At 47.1% G+C, this 23,046-nt stretch carries 20 protein-coding genes; 5 read left to right on the top strand and 15 right to left on the bottom strand.

Annotation, left to right across the window (positions count from 1 at the left end; all coding sequences use genetic code 11):
* Positions 1–25: 25 nt before the first annotated feature.
* From cysD to LL912_RS14795, 4 genes are all read right to left on the bottom strand, one after another.
* On the bottom strand, positions 26–934 hold the full coding sequence (gene cysD / locus LL912_RS14810) for a sulfate adenylyltransferase subunit CysD (RefSeq protein ID WP_235554352.1): 909 nt from the start codon (positions 932–934) through the stop codon (positions 26–28).
* 85 nt (positions 935–1,019) lie between these two features.
* The gene (locus LL912_RS14805) at positions 1,020–1,715 is read right to left on the bottom strand and encodes a phosphoadenylyl-sulfate reductase (RefSeq protein ID WP_235554351.1); all 696 of its coding nucleotides are present in this window, start codon (positions 1,713–1,715) and stop codon (positions 1,020–1,022) included.
* A 74-nt stretch (positions 1,716–1,789) separates the two neighbouring features.
* Entirely contained in the window at positions 1,790–2,425 is a 636-nt protein-coding gene (locus LL912_RS14800; protein ID WP_235554350.1) for a peroxiredoxin, read from the bottom strand.
* 274 nt (positions 2,426–2,699) lie between these two features.
* A complete protein-coding gene (locus LL912_RS14795) occupies positions 2,700–3,314 on the bottom strand; it encodes a class I SAM-dependent methyltransferase (RefSeq protein WP_235554349.1) in 615 nt (204 codons plus the stop codon).
* Between the two features lie 233 nt (positions 3,315–3,547).
* Here LL912_RS14795 and LL912_RS14790 point away from each other — a divergent pair, with 233 nt between their 5' ends.
* Positions 3,548–4,531, top strand: coding sequence for a collagen-like protein (locus LL912_RS14790; protein ID WP_235554348.1), 984 nt, complete (start codon positions 3,548–3,550; stop codon positions 4,529–4,531).
* A gap of 162 nt (positions 4,532–4,693) precedes the next feature.
* On the opposite strand, the gene LL912_RS14785 is transcribed toward LL912_RS14790, so the two are convergent.
* The 3 genes from LL912_RS14785 to LL912_RS14775 form a co-directional block, all read right to left on the bottom strand.
* The gene (locus LL912_RS14785) at positions 4,694–5,101 is read right to left on the bottom strand and encodes an RrF2 family transcriptional regulator (protein ID WP_235554347.1); all 408 of its coding nucleotides are present in this window, start codon (positions 5,099–5,101) and stop codon (positions 4,694–4,696) included.
* A 135-nt stretch (positions 5,102–5,236) separates the two neighbouring features.
* Positions 5,237–6,238, bottom strand: a complete 1,002-nt coding sequence (locus LL912_RS14780) for a cation diffusion facilitator family transporter (RefSeq protein ID WP_235554346.1) — start codon at positions 6,236–6,238, stop codon at positions 5,237–5,239.
* A gap of 10 nt (positions 6,239–6,248) precedes the next feature.
* Entirely contained in the window at positions 6,249–8,024 is a 1,776-nt protein-coding gene (locus LL912_RS14775) for an LptF/LptG family permease (protein WP_235554345.1), read from the bottom strand.
* A 119-nt stretch (positions 8,025–8,143) separates the two neighbouring features.
* On the opposite strand from LL912_RS14775, the gene LL912_RS14770 reads away from it, so the two are divergent.
* Positions 8,144–8,749 (top strand): hypothetical protein, encoded by a 606-nt coding sequence (locus LL912_RS14770; RefSeq protein ID WP_235554344.1) that lies wholly within the window; start codon positions 8,144–8,146, stop codon positions 8,747–8,749.
* Positions 8,750–8,780: 31 nt separating this feature from the next.
* On the opposite strand, the gene LL912_RS14765 is transcribed toward LL912_RS14770, so the two are convergent.
* A complete protein-coding gene (locus tag LL912_RS14765; protein WP_235554343.1) occupies positions 8,781–9,158 on the bottom strand; it encodes an START-like domain-containing protein in 378 nt (125 codons plus the stop codon).
* Between the two features lie 227 nt (positions 9,159–9,385).
* Here LL912_RS14765 and ffh point away from each other — a divergent pair, with 227 nt between their 5' ends.
* Complete coding sequence (gene ffh, locus LL912_RS14760) at positions 9,386–10,726, top strand: signal recognition particle protein (RefSeq protein ID WP_235554342.1); 1,341 nt, start codon at positions 9,386–9,388, stop codon at positions 10,724–10,726.
* A gap of 456 nt (positions 10,727–11,182) precedes the next feature.
* On the opposite strand, the gene LL912_RS14755 is transcribed toward ffh, so the two are convergent.
* From LL912_RS14755 to LL912_RS14740, 4 genes are all read right to left on the bottom strand, one after another.
* The gene (locus LL912_RS14755; RefSeq protein WP_235554341.1) at positions 11,183–11,497 is read right to left on the bottom strand and encodes a GNAT family N-acetyltransferase; all 315 of its coding nucleotides are present in this window, start codon (positions 11,495–11,497) and stop codon (positions 11,183–11,185) included.
* Between the two features lie 85 nt (positions 11,498–11,582).
* A complete protein-coding gene (locus LL912_RS14750; RefSeq protein WP_235554340.1) occupies positions 11,583–12,476 on the bottom strand; it encodes a pirin family protein in 894 nt (297 codons plus the stop codon).
* Positions 12,477–12,545: 69 nt separating this feature from the next.
* Positions 12,546–13,412: a pirin family protein gene (locus LL912_RS14745; RefSeq protein ID WP_235554339.1), complete on the bottom strand. Its 867-nt coding sequence runs from the start codon at positions 13,410–13,412 to the stop codon at positions 12,546–12,548.
* Positions 13,413–13,428: 16 nt separating this feature from the next.
* Positions 13,429–13,797 (bottom strand): hypothetical protein, encoded by a 369-nt coding sequence (locus LL912_RS14740; RefSeq protein ID WP_235554338.1) that lies wholly within the window; start codon positions 13,795–13,797, stop codon positions 13,429–13,431.
* 204 nt (positions 13,798–14,001) lie between these two features.
* Between LL912_RS14740 and LL912_RS14735 the strand changes: the two genes are divergently transcribed.
* Entirely contained in the window at positions 14,002–14,619 is a 618-nt protein-coding gene (locus LL912_RS14735) for a Yip1 family protein (RefSeq protein WP_235554337.1), read from the top strand.
* A 446-nt stretch (positions 14,620–15,065) separates the two neighbouring features.
* Here the strand turns inward: LL912_RS14735 and LL912_RS14730 are convergent, their stop codons facing one another.
* From LL912_RS14730 to LL912_RS14720, 3 genes are all read right to left on the bottom strand, one after another.
* On the bottom strand, positions 15,066–16,256 hold the full coding sequence (locus LL912_RS14730; protein WP_235554336.1) for an ABC transporter permease: 1,191 nt from the start codon (positions 16,254–16,256) through the stop codon (positions 15,066–15,068).
* Between the two features lie 6 nt (positions 16,257–16,262).
* Positions 16,263–17,219, bottom strand: a complete 957-nt coding sequence (locus LL912_RS14725; protein ID WP_235554335.1) for an HlyD family secretion protein — start codon at positions 17,217–17,219, stop codon at positions 16,263–16,265.
* A gap of 85 nt (positions 17,220–17,304) precedes the next feature.
* Positions 17,305–18,711, bottom strand: a complete 1,407-nt coding sequence (locus LL912_RS14720; RefSeq protein WP_235554334.1) for a TolC family protein — start codon at positions 18,709–18,711, stop codon at positions 17,305–17,307.
* Between the two features lie 1,155 nt (positions 18,712–19,866).
* Here LL912_RS14720 and LL912_RS14715 point away from each other — a divergent pair.
* Complete coding sequence (locus LL912_RS14715; protein ID WP_235554333.1) at positions 19,867–23,016, top strand: SusC/RagA family TonB-linked outer membrane protein; 3,150 nt, start codon at positions 19,867–19,869, stop codon at positions 23,014–23,016.
* Positions 23,017–23,046 lie beyond the last annotated feature (30 nt).

The following is a 23,046-nucleotide window of genomic DNA, read 5'->3' as shown; positions in this document are numbered from 1 at the left end:
GAATTTAGATTTTCAGATTTAGAATTTAAAAGTACCCGCCTTTTTTCCGGTCTTCCATTGCGGCTTCCGTTACTTTATCATCGATCCGGGTTTCGCCTCTTTCGGAAATACGGGTGGCCATAATTTCGTTTACCACTTCATCCAGCGTTGTGGCACTGGATTCTACAGCGGCAGTACAGGTCATATCGCCTACGGTACGGTAGCGTACTTTTTTTGTGGAAATCACATCGGTTTCGTCGATGGTGATATAGTCGGAAACGGCGATCAACTGGCCTTCATGTTCAATCACTTCGCGTTCATGGGCAAAATAAATAGATGGAAGGGGAATGGCTTCTTTTTTGATATAGCTCCATACATCCAGCTCCGTCCAGTTACTGATGGGGAATACCCGCACGTTTTCGCCTTTGTGGATCCGGCCATTATAAATGTTCCATAATTCCGGGCGCTGCAGCTTAGGTTCCCACTGGCCAAATTCATCTCTTACAGAAAAGATCCGCTCTTTTGCACGGGCCTTTTCCTCATCACGCCGGGCACCGCCGATGCAGGCATCAAACTTGAATTCTTCAATGGTATCCAGCAGCGTGTGGATCTGCAGCCAGTTGCGGCTGGCAAATTTACCCTTAGGCTCCGTAAGGTGTTTTTGTTTTATGGTGTCTTCTACTTTGCGTACGATCAGCTCGGCCCCCACTTCTTTTGCCAGGGCGTCGCGGTAGGCGAGGGCTTCCGGGAAATTGTGGCCGGTATCAATGTGTACCAGCGGGAAAGGAATCTTTCCGGGAGCGAATGCTTTTTTTGCCAGTTGCACCAGCGTTATCGAATCTTTACCGCCGCTGAAAAGCAGGGCCGGTTTTTCAAATTGTGCGGCAACCTCCCTGAAAATATAAATGCTTTCAGCCTCAAGTTGCTCAAGGTAATCTAATGTGTACTCACCCATACGTTCTTTTTATACAGATCCGCCTTGCGGATTTTTTTAACAATCAAAAATGGTCTTTTCAAGGTTGGCATTGATCGGGATCCCATTATTGGTGTACATGCAGTCCGCACTCTTTATGCGAAACCTCCCACCACCATCTGCCGGCCCTGGGATCTTCTCCAGGCTCAATAGCCCGGGTACAGGGAGCACAGCCGATGCTAATAAATCCTTTGTCGTGCAGCGGGTTATAAGGAATGTTTTTTTCCTTAATGTAATGCAGCATTTCATCATAACTCCAATGGATCAGCGGATTGAATTTATAAAGTCCTCGGTCCGCATCCCATTCGAGCATTTTCATATCTTTCCGGTTATCCGATTGTTCGCTTCTCAGTCCGGTGATCCATACCTTTGCCCCGGTCAGCGCCCGGTTGAGGGGCTTCACTTTCCGGATGAAACAACATTCCTTGCGGTTGTCAACCGATTCATAGAACCCGTTCACCCCTTTGGCTTTTACGTAGGCTTCCACATCCGAAGCTTCGGGAAAGTAAACATCTATATTTATTTTGTAACGGGCATTGGTTTTCTCCAACAAATCGTAATGTTCGGAAAACAGGCGCCCGGTATCCAGTGTAAAGATCCGTACCGGAAGCTTGTTGGTGGCGATCATTTCCGTTAATACCTGATCTTCCTGGCCTAATGACGTAGAGAAAACAGTAGCCTCCGGGAACCGGTCGGTTACCAGTTTTAACGCATCCGCCGTTGAGGCCTGCTCTATTTCCTGTATCTGTTCTTCTGTAAACACGTTTGCTGTTTGTGGTTTAAGGTTTATGGCTTATAGTCGGTATCAACTATAAACCATAAACGATAAACTAAAAATTAAAGATTCGGTTGTGGTGTATAACGCAGGTAAGGCTTTACCTCTTTGACACCTTTTGGAAATTTCTGGATGGCATCTGCGGTGCTGATAGAAGGCACTACAATTACATCTTCACCATGCTTCCAGTCGGCCGGAGTCGCCACGCTGTGATTGGCGGTCAGTTGCAGGGAATCGATTACCCGTAGCACCTCCTGGAAGTTTCTTCCGGTAGAAGCAGGATAGGTGATGATCAGTTTGATCTTTTTATCGGGCCCGATGATGAATAAGGAACGTACGGTTGCCTTTTCAGAAGCATTGGGGTGAATCATATCATAAAGGGTGGCGATATTCCTGTCGGGGTCTGCCAGGATCGGAAAATCAACGGAACAGTTTTGTGTTTCATTGATGTCATTTTTCCAGCCCAGGTGCGAATCCAGCGGGTCTACGCTTACCGCCAGTGCCTTTACACCACGTTTTTCAAATTCACCTTTCAGCAGCGCCGTTTTTCCCAGCTCGGTAGTACAAACAGGCGTGTAATCTGCCGGATGCGAAAATAAAACGCCCCAGGAATCGCCCAGGTACTCATGAAAATGAATTTCTCCTTCAGTGGACTGCGCGGTAAAATCCGGGGCAGTATCTCCTAATCTTAATGACATAATTTAAACAGTTTTTAGTGACAAAATAGCTCTTCAATAAACCTACTAATCAAGTAGACTAATAGGGTGGTTTGCAAGGTACGACAAAATATTTGAATGGAAGTGCAAAAAAATGGTGAAAAAAGAAAAATAATCAAGATTCTAAAGAGCCAAATCTCAATAACAAGATCCAAAGGGGCCGTTCCGGGCTTGATGTGCTGTCTGGTGGGTATTAATTGTCGGACCCTGACGGCTGATAGCTGAGGACTGATAACTGAAAACAGGCTAACGGCTGTTAATGAACGCGTTCGCCAACACTGACAAATTCATTGTATTTAAACATTTTTCCGGCCGCCCGCGAAAAGGGAAAGGAATATTGTTTCGTTGGCCGGTATCCCAGTTGTTTGAAAATTTCCCGAACCTTAGCAAAGTCAATAAATTCCACATGGGTGTCGTCCGACCGGTAACCGGCCTCCTGCGGTGTTATAACAATGATCTTTCCATTTTCTTTAAGCAGCGGGAGGTATTGATTTAACAATGCTGCAGCCGGCGCTGTGCCCATATGTTCTGCTACATGTGCTAGTAAAAGAGAATCGAAACTGCGGGGCTTGTAATATTCCGTTTTTTCAAATTCAGTATTTGTAAACGCTTTTAGTCCCCGGGCGCGGCATTCCCTAACAGAGGTTTCATTATGATCGACCCCGATCCCATTGCCATTTAAATGCAGCAGATTCCTGCCCAGGCCACAACCAATGTCCAGCACAAACCCGGGTTTCAAACCCGTAATGTTCCTTTTGTAGGGATACTGAACATTCAGCATTTTTTTCCACCATTTTGATTCCCTCGTTAGCAGTGAATTCGTATAATCCTCTTTGTCGGTTGATTTTCTCACATTGAAGTCTTTGTGCATTGGTTGTTGGTTTTTAATAAGCCTAACAGGCCTTAAAGATAGCGGATTAAAGAATGTGGAACAACCTGCATGGCCCTTAGAGCATTTATAATAAAGTCATCCCTGTGTCTTTTAGCGGTATATAAATAACGTATTTATACGATAAAAAAGGAGGGAATCTCCTGAAAGTGGCGGCGGTACGCTCTAATAATTTTGATGCACCGATTCTCTTTATAAACATAAAAATTAAAACGATGCGTAAAGAACTATTATTATTGGGATTTGTCATCTTAATGGCCGCCTGTAAAAAAGGTGATACCGGACCTGCCGGGCCTGCCGGCGCCCAGGGTCCAGCAGGAGCTACCGGAATACAGGGCATGACGGGCCCCAACGGAAGTCAGATACTTAGCGGAAGCGGAGTGCCTGCAACTACGGTTGGGCAAACAGGTGATTTTTACCTGGATATTGCTACCTCAAACCTTTATGGCCCTAAAGTAGCCGCGGGCTGGGGAAGCCCGCTTAACCTGAAAGGATCAACTGGCCTAACGGGCGCAACCGGCGCTACAGGAGCAACGGGCGCAACCGGCGCCACGGGGGCTACAGGAGCTACAGGTGCAACGGGTGCTACAGGTGCTGCGGGCTCAAATGGAACCAATGGGCTAAACGGTGCAAACGGCAATACCATTCTTTCAGGTACGGGTGCTCCATCTGTTGGTATAGGAGTTGTAGGCGATTATTACCTGGATAAAAACTCCTATAATTTGTTTGGCCCTAAAACGCCGGCAGGCTGGGGAGTGCCGGTTACGTTAGTAGGACCAAAAGGAGATCCCGGAACCGCAAATGTCATTTACTCGGGCTGGAAATATGCAACGAGTTTTAATGATAGTACAATTGACAATACAAGTGTTAAAGTAGGATATATTACGGCTGCGGATATTACATCGGCTGTTCTGAACAACGCTTCCATCCAGGTGTATTTTACCTTTGGAGGCGGAACTTTTGTGTTGCCCTATACATCGAATGCAGGCGGCAAGCCCAATACCATCAACTATATACCAATGAACGGGAAGATATGCGTTACCCGTTTTACGCATGACAATAGTAACAGTGTTAACCTTTCCACCCTGTTACAATACCGTTATGTGATCATACCCGGCAGCATCAATGCCGTGGCAATGAAGAATGTAGATTTTAAAAATTACGACGCGGTAATGCAATACTTTAAGATGCCGCAATAAATAATCCCGTACAAGGTCATTTGTCGAAAGGTTGGTCCGAAGGGCCAGCCTTTCTGAGTTAGGAAGAACTGGCAGGTTCTATGCTATTAACAACCTGAAAAATAAAGACGGCGGAAGGGCATCCGGATTTTTTTGAAAAGAAATGGGATTAACCCGGGAATCCTAATCCTTCAGATCGGCCAGGGTACGGCTTTCCAATACCTCAAGGGTTACATCCCGAACCTGTTTCATAACATCATGCAGCCCGCAGTGTTTTTCATCGCAGTTTTTGCAGCGTTCATAAAAGTACAGGCTCACACAGGGCAACATGGAAATAGGGCCGTCGATCAGCCGTATGATTGTAGCCATCTTTACCTCTGCCGGGTTTTGTTTAAAAAAATAACCACCGCCTTTGCCCTTTTTGCTTTCCAGGATACCGGCTTTGCGAAGCTCCAGCAGGATGTTCTCCAGGAATTTTAACGGGATCCTTTTCTTTTTTGAAATTTCGGAAATCAGCACGGGGCCTTCCTGCTGCTTATCAGCCAGGTAGCCCAGTGCTTTAAAGGCATATTGTGATTTTTTTGTGAGCATATATGAATAACAAATGTTCGGTTATAAAGTTAAGAAACAATTGGTTGAAAAAGCTAATACTTCAAGGGTTGATGCAGTATTTATTTAATTCAGCCACTGGTAACACTCCTTTAACCGGAACAGGGAGCGCCTGGTTTAGCTTTTGGCCTTCAGCCGGTGCCGCTGATTCTGAAGTACATTATCCAGGGTCCAGGGAATTGTTTTTTCAAAGGATGCCTGGCGTACCGGGCAATCCTGCTTGCGGCAGAGCGGGCACTGGAACGGCTTGCACCCGTCGGAATGGACAAAGAATTCTACCGATTCTCCGTACTCATTCCTGATCAATGCCGCTAGCTGGTCAATTTCGTGATGCGCTTCCGCAACATTCAGGTACCAGGGCACCGTTAAATGACAGTCGATATGCAGCACACTGCCGTATTTGATCACCCTGAAATTGTGTAGGTCTACCCAGTTTTCCAGCCGGTTTTTATTGATATAGGCGATCATTTCTTCCAATAATTGTTGATCTGCTTCATCCATGATGCCGGCAATGGAACGCCGCAGGATGATATAGGATGTGCGCAGCAACAATATGGTAAGCAGGATGGCTACGATAGAATCCAGCCAAAAGATCCTTGTAAAAAATACAAGCGCCAGTCCTGCAATCACTGCAATCGTGGAGTAGGTATCGGTTTGCAGGTGCCGGCCGCTGACTTCCAGCGCAATGGAATGATTCTTTTTGCCGGTGGCGATGCAAATGCTGCCCAATGCATAATTGACAATGGCAGTGGCTGCTACCAGGATGATGCCCAGGTCTAATTTGTGCAATGTTTGCGGGTGCACCAGCTGATCGATCGCTTTATACAATACGATCAGGCCGGCAATGCCGATCAGGGTGCCTTCTATCGCAGCGGATAGGAATTCGGCCTTTCCATGACCGTAAGGATGGTTCTCATCCCGGGGCTGTGCCGCCAGGTAAAGACTATAAAGCCCGATGAATCCTGCCGCTACATTGGCAATGCTTTCCAGTGCATCGGTAAGAACAGCTACAGAATGCGTTGAAAAGTAGGCGATCGATTTCACGATGAGTAACAGCAGCGATACTGCAGCCACCCATTTCTGGATCTTCAGGTTCTGCCTTGAGCCTTGTGTTGTCATGGTGATCCGATTATGCGGTTTTCCGGTTCGCGTTGCTGCGGCCTCTCCGCGTCCGGATATATCGCTCTATCTTACGTTTCAGGCGGTGATAAAATTCTTTATTAAACAGGTTCGAGTCGTGCATCGCCTTATAGGTGAGGAATGCGCCGATGGGGGCTAAAATAAAAGTAGACAACCACATGCCCGAGAACGGCGTAAGGCTTCCTTCCTTGGCCATTTTTTCCCCGGTGTTGGATGAAAAATAAAATACCAGGAAAAAGGCAATGGCAAAGATCATCGGCGTACCAAGTCCGCCTTTACGGATGATGGATCCCAGCGGCGCACCGATCATAAACATCAGGAAGCAGGCCAGTGCCAGCACTATTTTTTTATGCCATTCGATCTTATAGCGGCGAATATTTTTTTCCTGTTCCTGAATGCTGGTCAGGTTCATATTGGCATTATCCTTTACCACCGTAATGGTGCCGCTGGCCCGTTCCTTTATATTAGACAGTGCGCTGTCTGGCAAAAAGGCCATAAAGACATTTGCATTTTTTTGCTGCGGTTTGATGATTTTCTTCGCGGTATCTTTTTTTGCGGTTCCGCTGTCACGGCTGTTCTTTTTCAATGAGTCGGCTTTTACAAGAGCCGTCTTTTTCGACGTATCTGCTATTTTAAGCGTATCGATGGCAAAATGCAGCCGCTTGTATTTCGGCGCTTTTGTTCTCCGTCGTTTCCTGGCCGGCGGCGTTTTTACCGTTTCTTTCTTTCTGGATGCGGTATCGGTTTTTACGGGGAGGAGGGTTGCTTTTGCTTTTCCGGTAACGGAATCCAGCCCTAAAAATGCGTCTTTATTTTTTTTGAAATTCAGGATTGAATCCGGGATGGTAGCGCCCTTCACGACACTGTCGCGGTACTGCAGCAGGCTGAACGTGTTTACCAGGCTGTTCTGATAGCGTTCTACCTCCATCTGTGTGTACCGGGTCATAGAGTCCAGCGCTTTATCCAGTTGCCGCATACTCAATACCCGCTCGTTATTCCGGTTATTGCTGTCGCTGGAAGCCTTAAAGTTAAAGGCGCTGATGTCCAGCTGCATTTTATATTCCTTAAAACCCAGGCGAATGTATTCGGTAGCGGAATCCGTCCGGCTGCCCCGCTCCTGGTAACGCCACCCGTCTCTGAAAACGATATCCAGGAAGCGCTTGTCGGGCGAGGGCTTCATGGTGCCGTTTTTGGCAATAATGAAATTATCCTGCAGGGAGCCATAATTGTTCTCAAAAACGATCAGGTCGCGGATGGTGCTGTCATCTTTTTCTTTTTTCCCGATCTTGATGGCAAACCGGTCCAGCTTATCATAAAATACACCCTCCTTGATATCAAATGCTGGCTTGGCCAGCACAATGTCTGCCAGCATGGTGCGCGATTTCAGCTGTGCAACGGGAATAACGTAGTTGGCAAAGAGAAAGGCGCAGAAACTGATCAGCAGGGTTACGCCTACCAGCGGCCGCATAAAACGCAGCAGGGAAATGCCGGAAGACTTTATGGCCACCAGTTCAAAGCTTTCTCCCAGGTTTCCAAAAGTCATCAGCGAAGAAAGCAATACAGCCAGGGGAAGGGCCAGGGGAATCAGTACGGCGCTTTGATACCAGATGAATTTCAGAATGGTGAAGGCATCCAGCCCCTTGCCCACAAAATCGTCGATCCAAAGCCAGAAAAACTGCATTACCAATACAAACAGGGTAATGAAAAAAGTGGCCACAAACGGGCCAATAAATGCTTTAATAATCAGTTTATCTAACTTTTTCAAACGTTTCCGGTTTCTATTTTATGGTTCATAGTTCATTTGTCAATAGTACATTGTCCGGGGGCCATGTGCTATTGCCGTTTCAACCACAATTCATTTAATTTGCAAATAACGTATACATAATGGAAGAAACAAAATTAAGCCTTTCTCCAGAGGAGTGGGCCATTGTTGCTGATCCTGAAATCATTTTAACAAAGAATGCGGTTTTGCATAAAATAAAAAGATCGCTGGAAGTACTGCATCAGCAGCAACTTGGCATAGTTAAAGAAAATGCCGGCCGGTTGCCAGCCGGACTGTTTGCAAATGCAGGAAAAATTTCAAGAGGAGAAAATTATAAAGGGTTGCCCTACCTGATCCTGGATTATCCGCGGAACTTTGATAAGGACGGTGTTTTTGCCATCCGTAGCTTATTCTGGTGGGGAAAGCAGGTAAGTACTACAATGCATTTGTCCGGAAAGTGGAGCGCGCTGCTGGCGCCCCGGTTAATGGAGCAGCGCGGCTTGTTTGGGGATGCCTCTTATTATATAAGCTGGAACGGTGATGAATGGGAACATGATATACAGGGAAGCAGCTACCGGCCTTTCCGGGATGCTACATTGCAGCAATGGATGGGGCTGCAGGAGGAAGCCTTTATCAAGATCGCCTCATTTGCCTCCATTGCAGCACTGGAGCAGGCGCCGGAAATCTGGCAAAAGGATTTCCGGAATTTTTTGGAGCTGCTGTTTTGAAAAAAACGGTGTTGCTGTACTTGTACCGGAATTAATTCCCCAGCCGGTGAAACAATTCCTTAACCTGGTAATCCCAAAGCTGGCTTTGATCCTTGATATCCCTTTTCTCGGCAAAGTCCGTAATCACTAAAATGGTTTGATTGGTGATCTCTGATTTATCGATGCGGAATTCGAAATATTCATTTTTGGGAGAACCGGCCCAATGGAAACGGATCAGCCGTTCTTCCTCCTGTTCTACCACCTCAGCTTCTTCATAAGAGCCATTCCAGCCAAAATAAAAACGTCCGTTGCGCTCATCCACATTTTCTGCAAACCACTCACCCAACCCATTGGAAGTGGCCAAAAATTCGTACAAAATGGTTGGAGAACAACGTACAGGGTACTCCAGGGTGTATAGCTGTTTACTCATCGCTCGGGGTGTGTTTGTTAATTCAATTAGCTACAATAATATAAAAATTATCATACTTTCAAAATTTTTTTTGAGTTTGTACGGTCAGATCCGTTTTTTTCCCGATAAACCCCGTTTTGGCCATATAAAAACCCGGCGGATGGTGCTTTCTGGCGGTTTTTAGCGGTTACTGCTTTTTAAAATAGTATATTTGCAGGCATTTTTTCAGTGAAAAATCTTTGGTAAATATGTTTAATAGTCTACAGGATAAATTAGAATCGGCCTTTAAAAATCTTAAAGGTCAGGCACGTATTACGGAATTGAACGTTGCTGCTACGGTAAAAGAAATCCGCCGCGCACTGGTAGATGCGGATGTAAACTATAAAATTGCCAAGGAGTTTACGGACAAAATCAAGGATAAGGCCATGGGAGAGAAGGTGTTGAATGCCATCAGTCCCGGCCAGTTAATGGTAAAGATTGTAAAGGATGAGCTGACCGAACTGATGGGTGGCGAGGAGGCGGTTTTTAACGCAAAAGGCAACCCGGCGGTTATCTTGATTGCGGGACTGCAGGGTAGCGGTAAAACCACCTTTAGCGGTAAGCTGGCTAATTTTTTAAAGGGGAAAAAGGGTTTATCACCCCTGCTGGTGGCTGCGGATATTTACCGCCCGGCGGCAATGGAGCAGCTGCGGGTACTAGGAGAGCAGATTGGGGTGGAAGTACATATAGAACCGGAAAATAAAGATGCTGTGTCGATTGCTCAGAATGCTATTGCAACCGCCCGGTCGAAAAATAAAAACGTGGTGATCATCGATACAGCCGGTCGCCTGGCGATTGATGAGGCCATGATGACGGAGGTTTCCAATATCAAAAATGCCGTTAACCCGCAGGAAATCCTGTTTGTGGTAGACAGCATGACCGGACAGGATGCGGTGAACACAGCAAAAGCTTTTAATGAGCGCCTTGATTTCAGCGGTGTGGTACTCACCAAGCTCGATGGTGACACACGTGGGGGGGCCGCGCTGTCGATCAAGTACACGGTAAACAAACCCATCAAGTTTGTAAGCAATGGTGAAAAAATGGATGCGCTGGATGTATTCTACCCCGAGCGGATGGCGCAGCGGATCCTGGGTATGGGTGACATTACCACGCTGGTAGAGCGTGCCCAGCAGCAATTTGATGAGGAACAGGCCAAGAAACTGGAAAGTAAGATCCGGAAAAATAAATTTGATTTTGCCGATTTTAAAACACAGCTGGACCAGATCAAGAAGATGGGGAATATGAAAGACCTGCTGGGAATGATTCCCGGCGTGGGCGCCAAGATCAAGGACCTGGACATCAGTGATGAAAGTTTTAAAGGCATTGAAGCCATGATTGATTCAATGACCCCCGAAGAACGGAGCAATCCCGACCTGATCAATGGCAGCCGTCGTAAACGGATTGCCCAGGGCAGCGGCAAGGATATTTCCGAAGTGAACGCATTTATGAAGCAATTTGAGCAAATGCGGGATATGATGAAGAACATGAACAAGATGGGCGCCTTCGGCCGTATGATGCCGGGAATGGGCAAGTTTAAAATGCCGGGTTAGTCGGCAGCCGGTAATTCGCTATCCGTTTTCAGCCTTCCGATATACTCAATTGTTCTCACGGATTACACGGATGCTCACAGGCAAAAATGAGCCATTTGGGGTAAAAGCTGACGATTCATGACATTGGCTATCAGCAGTCAGTGATCAGTTTTCGGATGATTCCGTCCGGAATATGCAGATTATTTATTTAAGCCAATCCGCAACAGATTGATCCTTTCCGAACAGGAGACGCAACAACCTAAAGGCTGATTGCCAAAGCTTGAATCCTGAACGATAAAAGTTCCAGGGATTTATTTCCTAGATGTATTGCGATACTTGAATTTTCTCACGGATTACACGGATTTTCACAGATAAATTGTAATCGGTGCCAAGTTCTTCCGTGTAAATCCGCGAAATCTGCAAGCCTTCTTAAGCTATAATCTAGGGGCTAATTGCTGAAAGCTGATAGCGGACTGCTTACTCCCCAAATCCCTTGAATCCCGGATCCACAATGCGCTTCCAGTCGGGATGCCGTTTGATATACGCAAATACAAAAGGGCAGAGCGGCACCAGTGTTTTACCACTTTGCGCAATGGCTTCCAGGGTTTTTTCTACAATGGCCGTCCCCGCTCCTTTGCCCTCCAGCTCCGGTGGTACCTCGGTATGTACCAGGCTGATATGGTGCGGGGTTTCATTAAATTGGATAAAGGCTGTATGTCCCTCGATGGTGAGCTGGTATTGCTTTTCAGCATCATTTTTTACAAGTGGGATGGCTGTATATTCAGGTTTCATAACTATATGATTATTGAGTGGGTTTTAAAAAGGTACCGGCTGATACCGGTATTTTATAGGCGGCTGCTTTTACAATCCGCGCCGATTATTTTTGTTTCAGATGACCCGATTGATCCGGTAGCGGCACAAAATCTGTTTCTCCGGGCACCGGAGGAAAACGTTGCTCCTGCCAGTCCTGCTTTGCTTTTTCGATCACGGCCCTGTCGGAGCTTACAAAATTCCAGTAAATAAAACGTTCCTCTGGGAGGGGTTCGCCTCCAAAGATAAACACCGTGGTATGGTCGGTGGTTTCAAACGAACAAAGCGTGCTGTCTTTAGCAATCAGGATCTGTTTGGGGCCATAGGTATGGCCTTCACTGATGACACTGCCTTCCAGGATGTAGAGACCGCTTTCTCCATAAAGATCCTTTCCGATATTCAATACCTGGCCCCTGGGCGTTTGGATCTTTATAAAATATTGCGGACTGTGCACCGGTACGGGCGAGGTTTTGCCAAATGCGGTTCCGGAGATCAGCTTGATTGTTGCGCCGCCCTGTTCCCATGACGGGATGGCGGAAGCTTCTACGTGTGTAAAAGAAGGTTCGCTTTGTTCCAGTGTCTTGGGTAATGCTACCCATATCTGTAATCCATGCAGTTGCTTATCGGTGGTGCGCAGCCGGGCCGGCGTTCGTTCGGAATGCACCACCCCTTTGCCGGCGGTCATCCAGTTTAAGGCGCCGGGCGTAATTTCCACTTCCGATCCAATGCTGTCGCGATGCATGATGGCCCCTTCAAAAAGATAGGTAAGTGTGGAGAGCCCGATATGCGGATGCGGCGGTACATCCAGGTTCTGATAATCTTTCAGGTTGGCCGGTCCCATATGATCGATAAAGATAAAGGGCCCTACCATACGCTTCTGCCGGAAGGGTAGCAGGCGGCCTACGAGAAAATTACCGATGTCGGCGGCCCGCTCTTCGATGATCATTCCAATATTTGACATGCTGAATGTTTTTATAAAAGTAAATGAAAACCGGTGCGATCTGGGTTCCCGATCGCACCGGGTTAAAAATTAATCCAGGGTACCAAACTTACCGGCCTGGAAGTCTTCCATGGCTTCGTAAATTTCGGCCTGGGTATTCATTACAAACGGACCGTAGGCGGCAATTGGCTCGGGGATCGGTTCCCCGCTCAGCAGTAATGCCACGGCATCTCCGGAAGCCGTAATGCTGATCTCTTCGCCTTCATTTTTAAAATGTACAAAGCTGTGCTCCGCCGCCTGCTGCCCGTTTACGGTTACTGCGCCTTTAATGACCAGTAAGGCAGTATTAAAATGTTCCGGGAACTGTGTGGTTACCGTTCCCCCTGCTTTCAGCTTGATATCCGAAAGGTGAACGGGGGTGTAGGTGCTCGCCGGGCCCTGTACACTGTTAAAGCTGCCGGCAATCACATTTACAATGCCACCGTCGCCGGGGATCTGATATTTACCCATCCGGTCTTTTCCGATAGCCTGGTAGTGTGGCTGCACATTTTTATCGCGTGCGGGAAGATTCACCCAAAGCTGTACCATTTCAAAAGGACCGCCGGTTTTTGAAAACTGCTCCTCATGAAACTCTTTGTGGAGGATGCCGGCTCCGGCGGTCATCCATTGCACATCGCCTTCACCAATGATGCCGCCACCGCCGCTGCTGTCGGCATGCTGTACACTTCCCTTATAGGCAATAGTTACCGTTTCAAAACCCTTGTGCGGGTGTGCGCCTACGCCCCGGGGAATTTCAGACGGACCAAAATTATACTCGGGATTAAAATCCAGTACCAGGAAGGGGCTCATGCTCCTGCGGTCGACCGCAGCCGGAATGAAGCCATATACCCGGAACCCGTCACCCACCATATGTGGCTGTGCGGGTTTGGGGACTATTTTTCCGATCGTTTTTTTCATTGTATGTTACTCCTCTTTATTTTAAGATCTCAATATCCAATGGGGGTGTGAGCCCATTGTCGGTTACCGAGAACGAATGCCTGGGAGCGGTTTCCAGTTCTTCGAAGAACCCGGAGATCGCTGTTGCCAGTGTTGCTTCATGACCAGGATCGTAGGTGATCCACATACTGTCATGGTTCTTCAGGGAAAGCAGCTTTTTAAGCATGGCCTCCTCCTGTTTGTTCAGGTATGCTTCGGGGGCTACCACTACATCAAAATCGATGCGCTGGAATTGCTCCACGGCTGCTTCGGCGGTAAGCACCTGCACGAGGTTACTGTTTTTTCGTGCGTTCAGTAAGCTTGCGGCCTGTTCATTGATATGGATACCTAAAATTTCTGTTTTCATGTTCATGTTTACTCCTTGTGATATAAAGTTACAACCGTATAAAAGATTTATACTTAAACTAGGTTAAGTGGCTCTTCGGCCCGCCTGGCGCAATCTTTACAAGGACGGCTTCAACGGCGCATATCGCCAGATTTAGCGATGAATGCGTTGATAACGGAAGTCTACCTTTAGCCCTCCATTTCAAAAACTAAAAAACATCTGATTATGAATGTCATCAACCGCGCAAAAAACATGATCCTTGCTCCCAAAACAGAATGGGATATTATTAACGGGGAGCAACCCGATAATGCAAAAGTCATTGCCGGATACGTGTTGCCACTGGCAGGACTTGCCGCTGTGGCCGCTTTTATTGGTTATGCGTTTATTGGCATGGATGCCGGTTTTTTCCGGGTCAAAGGGATTAACTGGGGAATCTACCAGGCTGCAAATGTATTAATCATGGGCATCGTGGGCGTATTTATCAGTGCCTTTGTAATTGATGCCCTGGCGCCTAGTTTTAGCTCCGAAAAGAATATGGGCCGGTCTGTGCAGCTGGTGGCCTATGCCTATACGCCTGCATGGGTAGGCGGCTTGCTCAATGTGTTACCGGCACTTGCTTTTATTGGTGCGCTTTTTGGTCTTTATGGCCTGTACCTGCTGTACCTGGGCTTACCCAAAATGAAAAAAACGCCGGAAGACAAGCATCTCTCATATTTTATTGTTTCCCTGCTGGTAATGATTGCCGTTTACGTAGTCATCGGTATGGTCATGAGCGCACTGGTAATGCCTTCGATGGGCCTCTCCATGTCGAAGGATATCCTTCAATCGATACAGGTACGGTAAACGGTCTGGGTGCGTTCGTTACATCGATTCACTGGGCTGGTATTTTGTGATAAAGAAATTTGTAATAAAAAAAAATATCACAAAAAAAGTATTACAAAATTGTAATAAAGCATCAGTAATATTTTTAAATATCACAAAAAAATATTACAACGGAAACAATGGCTACACGCCGGGTGTTTTAAACGGCTTTGCTCCCCGGCCCGTTGTGGTGATGCGGTTTCTCTCCCCGCTTGTTCATGATGTGCAGTTTCTGGCAGTTAAAATACAGCCCCGGCCGGTTCTGCAACCTGCTGTGTATACAGCGAATGAGAATGCCCGTTCTTTCGTCCAAAACTTAGGTGATCGCTTATCTTCCTGATGGCTAATCGCACTGATGAAAATGGTACCCGTATAGAAAACGGGTGATCAGCGGCTGGTTTTTTTGGCGGGTGCAGGTAGCATTGTTGTCAGGCAGCATCCGTTGCGGTAGTCTCTTTCCGGGGTGTTTTAAATAATTGCCACAATTTGATCTTTAACGCTATCCAGCCGAGAAGGGCATATATGAGCAGTAAAAGTAACAGGTGGTTCATATACGGCGCAATAAGCGGAGCCGATCCTTTCTGGATCAGCAATATTTTAAATGCCTGCAAAAACGGTGTTAAGGGGATGATATTTGCGATAAACTGTACAAAGCCCGGCATAGCGCTCATGGGCCAGGTAAAGCCGCTGATGATAAAGGCGGGTGAGGCCAATACCATCAATATTTGGGTGGCTTTTAAAGCATCGGGAATAAGGATGCTGATGAATACCCCGAGGAAGGAAGCCGAGCTTACAAAGACCGCCGAGAGCAGCATGAAGTTGAAAATACCTTCCGGAAGAGGAACCCGGAAGATCATATGCATCACATAATACACGCAAACGATCAGGATGGAGAAGATCCATACAGGAATGACCTTGATGAGCATGGTGGGGAAGGCCCGGCGCCGCATAGCTGCATATTCTTTTATAAAAGAACCCCGTTGAAATTCGGCGGCAAAGCTTACAGCCATGGCCAGTAAAATTACCTGTTGCAATACAACCGCCAGCATAGCCGGCCACATAAAAATAAGATAGTTACTGGTGGTGTTAAACAGCGTGATGTAGTTGGTTTTAAAGGGCTCATATTGTGTTGCCGCCCGGCCCGGGTTCATACCCATTTTTTGCAGCCCTTTCATCGCGGCGCCGGCGGAAAAGGTACCGATGGTCAGCTGCAGGGCCTTGGTTGCGAAGTTGGCGGTCATCATGTTGCCCGTATTGATATAAACGTTGATTTCGGGATATTTTTTCTGAAGCATGGCCGCCTCAAATTTTGGCGGGATCATCACTACCGCAGCGGCATCGTGTTTAATGACTTCATCCTTTATATTGCCGGGTTCCTGCAAGAAACGGAGCACTTTAATGCTTTTATTATCGCCCAGCATTTCTGTAAGCTGTGCCGATAGCGGGGTATTATCCCGGTCAATTACAATGACAGGGGTATTTTCCACCTTTCCGCTTTTGTATACAAAGCCCAGCAGGGTAGCATAGAAAACCGGGGCCAGGAAAAATACGCTCCGCAGGGTGGAGTTGCCGATAAACAGTTTGAACTCTCGTTTTAGCAGGCGCAGGAACTCTTTCATAAAAAATTATTTCAGCAACACATTTGCATTTACCAATACATTCTGGGCCTTCGTCGTATCTGTGGGTTTTACCTTGATCTCATAAACGGCATCCTGCAGCTGGTAATCCGGGTAGGCCGTTGTAATATCGGCATAGCGGGTCAGCTGCTTAATGTATAAAATGGATCCGCTGAGCACTTCCTTGTTATACACCACCTGAACCTGCACCTGCTGGTCTTTTTTATAAGCGGCGATACTGCTTTCCGGAATCGTGAAGCGGAACCAGGTACTGCCGGGTATATACCCGTTGAATAAGGCAAAACCTGCGGTGGCCAGTTCCCCGGTATTCAGACTAATGGTTTCGATTTCCATGTCGTTGGTAGCAATTATATAGCGCTCAGAATAAGCTACGTTGGCTTCCTGTAAAGCACCCTTCGCCTGCGATGCCTGTCCGGAAGCCATTTCCACTTTCTCAATGCGGGTTCCCTTCTTTACATCATCCAGTTCCGCAACCACTGCATCATACTGAGCCTTGGCACCCTGTAATTTAGCATAAACTTCATCATAGGCCTGGGGCGACATTAAACTGTCGTTATACATGTTGGTGGCCCGGGCAAACGATTTCTGAGCAAAAGCATACTGTTCTTTTAAGCCCCGGTACTTGGCCTGCAATTGTTTCATCTGGTCGGCCGTAGCACCATGCCGCGCCATTTGCTCCTGCGCTGCAGCGGCATTGACCGCCCCCTGGGCCTGGGCGATTTTTGCAGATACTTCCGGCACATCCAGCAATGCCAGGGTATCCCCCTTTTTTACGGTTTGCCCCTCTGTTACAAAGATCTTCAGAATCCTGCCTGTAACTTTTGGCGCAAAGGAGATGACGTCCTTTTTTACCTTTCCTTCAACGGCAATGGGTTTGTTTTTTTTATGGCCACATGCGGTCAGTATCAGCAGACCGATCCATACGAGGTAATGCTTGATGCTCATTTTTTATAAGAAGTTTTTGTCGTCAGTTGTCCGCCATTAGCAGCCAGCGATTAGCTAAGCGCTGGCTGCTAATGGCTAAGCGCCTTTAATATAGTTTTTTTATATCCAGCTCCTGGGTCGAGCGCATCAGTTCGATCGCTGCCCTGCGCTGGTTAAACAGGGCATTCTGGTATTCCAGTTCTGCCGCTTCCAGGTCGCTTTCCGCTTCTACCAGCTGCATGGATTTTGCCATGCCATACCGGAATTCCTTTTCCGCCTGAATCAATGCATTTTGGGCTAGTTCTTTTTCCTTGCCTTTTAAAGGGATCTGTGCATTGGCGATATCATACCCCGATTGGTTATTGGCCCGGTTTAATGTAAGCTTCCGCAGGGCGTCCTCTTTCTGGTTCAGCAATACTTCCCGGTCTACCAAGGCCAGTTGTATGGCACGTTGCCCTTCCCTTCCGTCAAAGATGGCCCATTGAAATCCTACACCGGCCCTCAGGATTGGAAATACATTCAGACTGGCCGGACGCCAATCGAGTTTGCGGCCGGGATAGCCGATGCTGGGAATTGGCGGAATGATATTATCGGAAGTTTTCCACCGGCTGCCGTAAAGTCCGAGGTAGTAAGCAGAGGCCATCAGCTGTACCTTAGGGATCCACCAGGTTTTTTCTGCTTTAACTTTAAAATCGCTTGCCCGTATGCCATGTTCCAAAGCCCGCAGCTCGGCGCGGTCTTCAATTGTTTTTTGAGGTGCGGGGGGTATGATAGGGTTCAAAACAGGTTCAATCATCCGCAGCCGCTCTCTGGACACCCCTGTTAACACCTCAAGCTGGGTGAGCAGGAGCTCTTTTTTGCCTTCGTATTCGGCTAGCTTTGCATCCAGCGTGGCCTGGGCCAGTTCAATCTTTTTGTGATCATAGGGCGTGATCAGTCCGTATCCTAATGCCTTGTCGGCCGTTTTTTTATTGGCATCCAGTCTTTTCTTGCCTTCATCCAGTACCCGTTTTGACTGGTGCACCAACGCCAGCTGATCGTATGCCCTGGAAAGAACGGCAACAACTTCATCCTGAGATTTTTCGAGCAGGGCGGCCTCTGATTGCTTCTTTTCCTCCAGTGCTTTTCCGAGCTGCCTTACTTTTCCTCCGGAATATAAAAGCATTTTTGCATCGGCTTTTGCAAGCGCCGAAAAACCGGAGATATTCAGGTTGTTATTATACTTTCCCTGGGGAATATCTAAAAAGGGCTGGAGGTTGATCTCCGGTGAGATCAGGTGAGCTGTGGCATTCATATAGCCGGCCATACCGCTGGCTTCGAGGGTTGGCAGGAAGATATCTTTGAGCTTCTGCTGATCCAGGCTGGTGACTTTGTTTTTTGTCAGCTGCATTTTCAGGTCTGCATCCCGTACCAGCGCACTGTCTAAAAGTTCCTTGAAGTCCGGTGCTGATTGCGCCTGGCCGGTGCTATGGAATAGCAGCAAAAGCAGGAAAAGAGGCAGCATATTTTTCATTATGAAAAAAATATTTTATGCTAAAATAAAATTTACATTAAATATAATATTAAATCCGTGTTTTACCCCATCCTGGATACTGAAAAATGATGCCGGGCAATTTTTTTAAATCATGCGGCTGAGGATGCGTCTGTGGAGGGGGATTGTTGGCGTCTTTTGAAAAGGCCCTGTTTCTATAATATTGGTTCATCTATACCGATCGCGGACTGCATAACGCATATAAAGGAACGATGCCCTGGTAAAGAAGTGCTTGGAAAAAACAGTTTTGATAACTTTCAACATGGAGCACCCGGCTTTTGGACGGTGGTCTTCCTGTTGATGTTCACAATTTTTTAGCGGATGTCTGCGGATTGTTTTTCGCTGCGTACCGGTAGCTATCGCTTGTGAGATAAGAAAATCCATTTTAGCATAAAATACGCGGGCAACCGGCGGCTTGTAATGCAGCATAAAAAAACAAATAGATAAAAGCGTGGCGTGCTATGCAAATCTTTTATTACCGGTGCGCTGCAACTGCACTACCTGTTCGATTGTTACTTATAAATCGGCGCCGGGCTGCCGCTTTCAAAAGGCGATTGACTTGACGATATCTTTTGAAAATTAAAATGTGGAAACCCGTATTGGTTTTGCTTATAAGATCGGCGCCCGCCGCCGGATTGTATCCACATTAAGTAAATGTACTAAGCCGCAGCACGGCGGTAATTTCATCTGCGCAAGACAGTTCATTAAAGCACAATCCCGACAGCAAAAAACATGCTTTTAAAAAAGAGGGTGATAATTTTTTGAAATTTTAAACATGCAGGATCCGTATCAGGAGAGTGCAGGACGGTTGTTTCGAAAAGTTTCCAGATTTTCGTTAACGTAAACGATTGCATTGCAAGCGAAATGTATTTCAACAAAATGAAACTTCATTTTTAACCATTAAAACCAATCAGATGAAGCTGTCTGCGGTTAAAACCTTTTCCACCGTTACCTGACTTGTATGCTACCTGTGGTAGGTAGCAGTTAACAACACCGTCTATCCGATGTAGAACGGACCGTCCGAAATCAATCACTGATTACCGGGGTGGGCTTCTTTTTTTGACTCCTGAAAAAAACTCCTTGTTGAAAGGGGAAGGGGATCTTTTATTTAAATTTTTAAACAAGGATAACTTAACTATGAGATTTAAGAGTTATTTGGTGATCATGTTTTCGTTTTGCCTGAACCTGGCGTTTGCGCAGAATGAACGGACCTTCAAGGGAGTCGTTCTGGATTCAGAAACCTCACTTCCTCTTGCCGGCGCATCCGTAAGTATTGCAGGTAGTTCCCAGGGAACGGTCACCGATGAAAGTGGAGCGTTTTCACTCACGGCCAAAGAAACGGCACGCCTTGTTTTTTCCAGTGTCGGGTACCAGGATCAGACGATTGTCGCATCAGCGCTCGGCAATGGCGTGGTGCAACTGGTTTCTAATGTAACCGGAATGGATGATGTAGTCGTAGTGGCCTATGGCTCGCAAAAAAAGGTGACGGTAACAGGTGCGGTATCTACGGTTACCACCGAGCAGTTAAAGCAGAATTCTTCAGCCAGTCTGATAAATGCTCTGGCGGGCCGTCTTGCCGGCCTATCGGTTGTACAACAGGATGGAGGTCAGCCCGGGCGGGATGATGGCACCATGTATTTACGGGGCATGGCCACAACCAATTCCAATGCTCCTTTAATATTAATCGATGGAGTGCCCCGTGATAATATCCGTACACTGGATCCGAATGAAGTGGCTTCTGTTTCTGTGCTGAAAGACGCTTCTTCTACAGCGGTATTTGGGGTGCGCGGTGCCAATGGTGTAATATTGATTACAACCCGGAGAGGAGTGGAAGGCCGGACGCAATATAATGCGAGCATCGACCAGAGCTATACATCCTTTACCCGGGAGCCGGAGCGGTTACATTCTGTGGAATACCTGAAACTAAGAAATGAGGCTTCCGCCAACGATGGCATCGCGCTGCCGTATAGCCAGAAGGATATCGACAAATATATGAATCCGCTTGCGGGTCTTGATCCTGCTGATCCGGATTATGAACGGAAGGCGAGGGTACTTAAATATATGTATCCCGATAACGATTATTACCGGATGATGATCTCCCGTTATACACCACAGTCGCGGGTGAACCTAAGTGCCAGCGGCGGAACCAATAAGATCGGCTATTTTGTGAACGGTACATTTCTACACCAGGGTGGTAATCTAAAAACAGAACCGAAATCGCAACTGGGATATGATCCTTCTTCATTTATGGACCGGTATAGTTTCCGGGCCAACCTGGATTATAAAGTGACGAAGTCGCTGAAAGCATTTCTGAATATCGGCAGCTATATCGAAAAAGTAAACATGCCCGCTGCCTGGATCTACCCTGGTAATGATACCCGCTGGATGATGCGGGACATTATGTACCAGGCGCAGACCGTTTTACCCATTACACCCGGACCTACGACGATAGAAGGATTTGGTGTGGCTCCTGGCCAGCTGGTGGATCCCGTATACCTGGACCGTTCCGCATATGAAGTGATCAACCGTGCCGGCTTTAGAAAGGAGGTACGGTCTAATCTAAACTCATCCCTGGGAGTGGATTGGGATCTGAGCGGGATTGTTACAAAAGGGTTGAGCATAAAAGGCATGATCTCCTACGATTCAAAAGCAACAACAGCCATGCAGGGCAAACAGTCGCAACGCCTTTACCTGGCAGATGTAAATACCGAAAATGATCAACTGTCTTATGGATTAAAACGGCCGGATGAAGAGCTGATGAGCATTACCAGAGGCGCGGATTCCCGCTATAATATCAACCTGCAGGGATCCATCAACTACAGCCGTTCATTTAATAAACATGCCGTAACGGGTATGGCGCTGGCACAGCGGGATAACTGGGAATCGACTGGCGGAGACATTCCGTTTAACGTGGTGGGATTTTCAGGCCGTCTTACCTATGCGTATGATAACCGGTACCTGGCAGAATTTAATATGGGTTATAACGGTTCTGAACAGTTCTCGCCTGCGAAGCGGTTTGGCTTTTTCCCCGCGGCATCTGCCGGTTGGGTGATCAGTAATGAAAAATTCTTTAAACCGCTGATCCCTGTTGTAAGCAACCTAAAGCTTAGAGCGTCCTATGGTAAAGTAGGCAATGATGGTATTTCGGCGGCACGGTTTCTTTACCTGGATAATATTGGCCTGGGCGGTGGTGTGCTGGGAAGTTTGGGGCGTGGGCAACGGGTGAATATCGGGCTGCTGGGCAACCCGGATATCACCTGGGAGACGGCTACAAAGCAAAACTATGGTATCGAGTTGGGATTGTTTCGGAACTTATCTGTTACGTTTGATTACTTTACAGACCACCGGACTGATATCCTGATTACCCGGGCGTCGGTGCCGGTACTGCAGGGCATGCCGATCGGCAACCTGCCCAAAGTAAATATGGGTGTGGTGGATAACAGCGGCTATGAACTGGAAATCACCTATAACAAGAGCTACACAAAAGACTTTTCGTTTCTTATAAAAGGGAACTATGGGTTCAATCATAACGAAGTAAAGTTTATGGACGAGCCCATCCGGGATGCTTCTTACCCGTTCCCCTACCAAATTACGGGGTATTCACTGGGGCAACAATGGGGGTACAAAGTGGACTACAGCAACGGGAATGGTTATTTTAATTCCCAGGAAGAGCTGGATGAATACCTGTCGCGCATTAAATACGGATTCGGCACGCCACGGGTGGGTTATCTTAAATATGTAGATCTGAATAATGACGGCGTAATTGACGCGAAGGATCAAGCTCCCATCGGGTATTCACGCGCAGCACCGCGTGTTACATATGGTCTTATGTTCTCACTCCGGTATAAGGGCATTGAATTCACACCGTTCTTCCAGGGAGTATCTAAGTTTTCAGCATTCTACAGCGAACAGGGGGTATACGAGAACATTAAGCTGGGCACCTATTTTGGGTATCAACGAACTGCCTGGACGGCCGAACGTTACAGCAACGGGGATAAGATCACGTATCCCGCGCTCAGTACACAGAGCACGACCAACCATGTGGCCAACGACTTTTTTATTATGGACCGCTCCTTCATCCGGTTGAAGAATATTGAGCTTGCATATACCTTGCCGTCGGACCTGCTCAAACGACTGACGGTAAAAAGCCTGCGGGTTTATATAAGTGCATACAACTATTTTACCTGGGATAAACTACGGATGTATCACCAGGACCCGGAGGTGCCGGATGCCTTGTTATACCCGGTAACCCGGACACTGAATTTTGGTGCAAACCTTACATTCTGATCTCTGGTAAATAGTTTAAAGAATTTGTTG

Source organism: Niabella agricola (assembly GCF_021538615.1).
Lineage (GTDB): Bacteria > Bacteroidota > Bacteroidia > Chitinophagales > Chitinophagaceae > Niabella > Niabella agricola.
This window is presented reverse-complemented; position numbering and strand designations above follow the sequence as displayed.

Bases quoted from the DNA above. Each gene is read 5' to 3' on its own strand.
- ffh (WP_235554342.1), top strand. From the start codon at position 9,386: ATGTTTAATAGTCTACAGGATAAATTAGAATCGGCCTTTAAAAATCTT.
- LL912_RS14720 (WP_235554334.1), bottom strand. From the start codon at position 18,711: ATGAAAAATATGCTGCCTCTTTTCCTGCTTTTGCTGCTATTCCATAGC.
- cysD (WP_235554352.1), bottom strand. From the start codon at position 934: ATGGGTGAGTACACATTAGATTACCTTGAGCAACTTGAGGCTGAAAGC.
- LL912_RS14750 (WP_235554340.1), bottom strand. From the start codon at position 12,476: ATGTCAAATATTGGAATGATCATCGAAGAGCGGGCCGCCGACATCGGT.
- LL912_RS14785 (WP_235554347.1), bottom strand. From the start codon at position 5,101: ATGCTCACAAAAAAATCACAATATGCCTTTAAAGCACTGGGCTACCTG.
- LL912_RS14800 (WP_235554350.1), bottom strand. From the start codon at position 2,425: ATGTCATTAAGATTAGGAGATACTGCCCCGGATTTTACCGCGCAGTCC.
- LL912_RS14735 (WP_235554337.1), top strand. From the start codon at position 14,002: ATGAATGTCATCAACCGCGCAAAAAACATGATCCTTGCTCCCAAAACA.
- LL912_RS14730 (WP_235554336.1), bottom strand. From the start codon at position 16,256: ATGAAAGAGTTCCTGCGCCTGCTAAAACGAGAGTTCAAACTGTTTATC.
- LL912_RS14715 (WP_235554333.1), top strand. From the start codon at position 19,867: ATGAGATTTAAGAGTTATTTGGTGATCATGTTTTCGTTTTGCCTGAAC.
- LL912_RS14795 (WP_235554349.1), bottom strand. From the start codon at position 3,314: ATGCACAAAGACTTCAATGTGAGAAAATCAACCGACAAAGAGGATTAT.
- LL912_RS14790 (WP_235554348.1), top strand. From the start codon at position 3,548: ATGCGTAAAGAACTATTATTATTGGGATTTGTCATCTTAATGGCCGCC.
- LL912_RS14780 (WP_235554346.1), bottom strand. From the start codon at position 6,238: ATGACAACACAAGGCTCAAGGCAGAACCTGAAGATCCAGAAATGGGTG.
- LL912_RS14740 (WP_235554338.1), bottom strand. From the start codon at position 13,797: ATGAAAACAGAAATTTTAGGTATCCATATCAATGAACAGGCCGCAAGC.
- LL912_RS14755 (WP_235554341.1), bottom strand. From the start codon at position 11,497: ATGAAACCTGAATATACAGCCATCCCACTTGTAAAAAATGATGCTGAA.
- LL912_RS14765 (WP_235554343.1), bottom strand. From the start codon at position 9,158: ATGAGTAAACAGCTATACACCCTGGAGTACCCTGTACGTTGTTCTCCA.
- LL912_RS14770 (WP_235554344.1), top strand. From the start codon at position 8,144: ATGGAAGAAACAAAATTAAGCCTTTCTCCAGAGGAGTGGGCCATTGTT.
- LL912_RS14745 (WP_235554339.1), bottom strand. From the start codon at position 13,412: ATGAAAAAAACGATCGGAAAAATAGTCCCCAAACCCGCACAGCCACAT.
- LL912_RS14725 (WP_235554335.1), bottom strand. From the start codon at position 17,219: ATGAGCATCAAGCATTACCTCGTATGGATCGGTCTGCTGATACTGACC.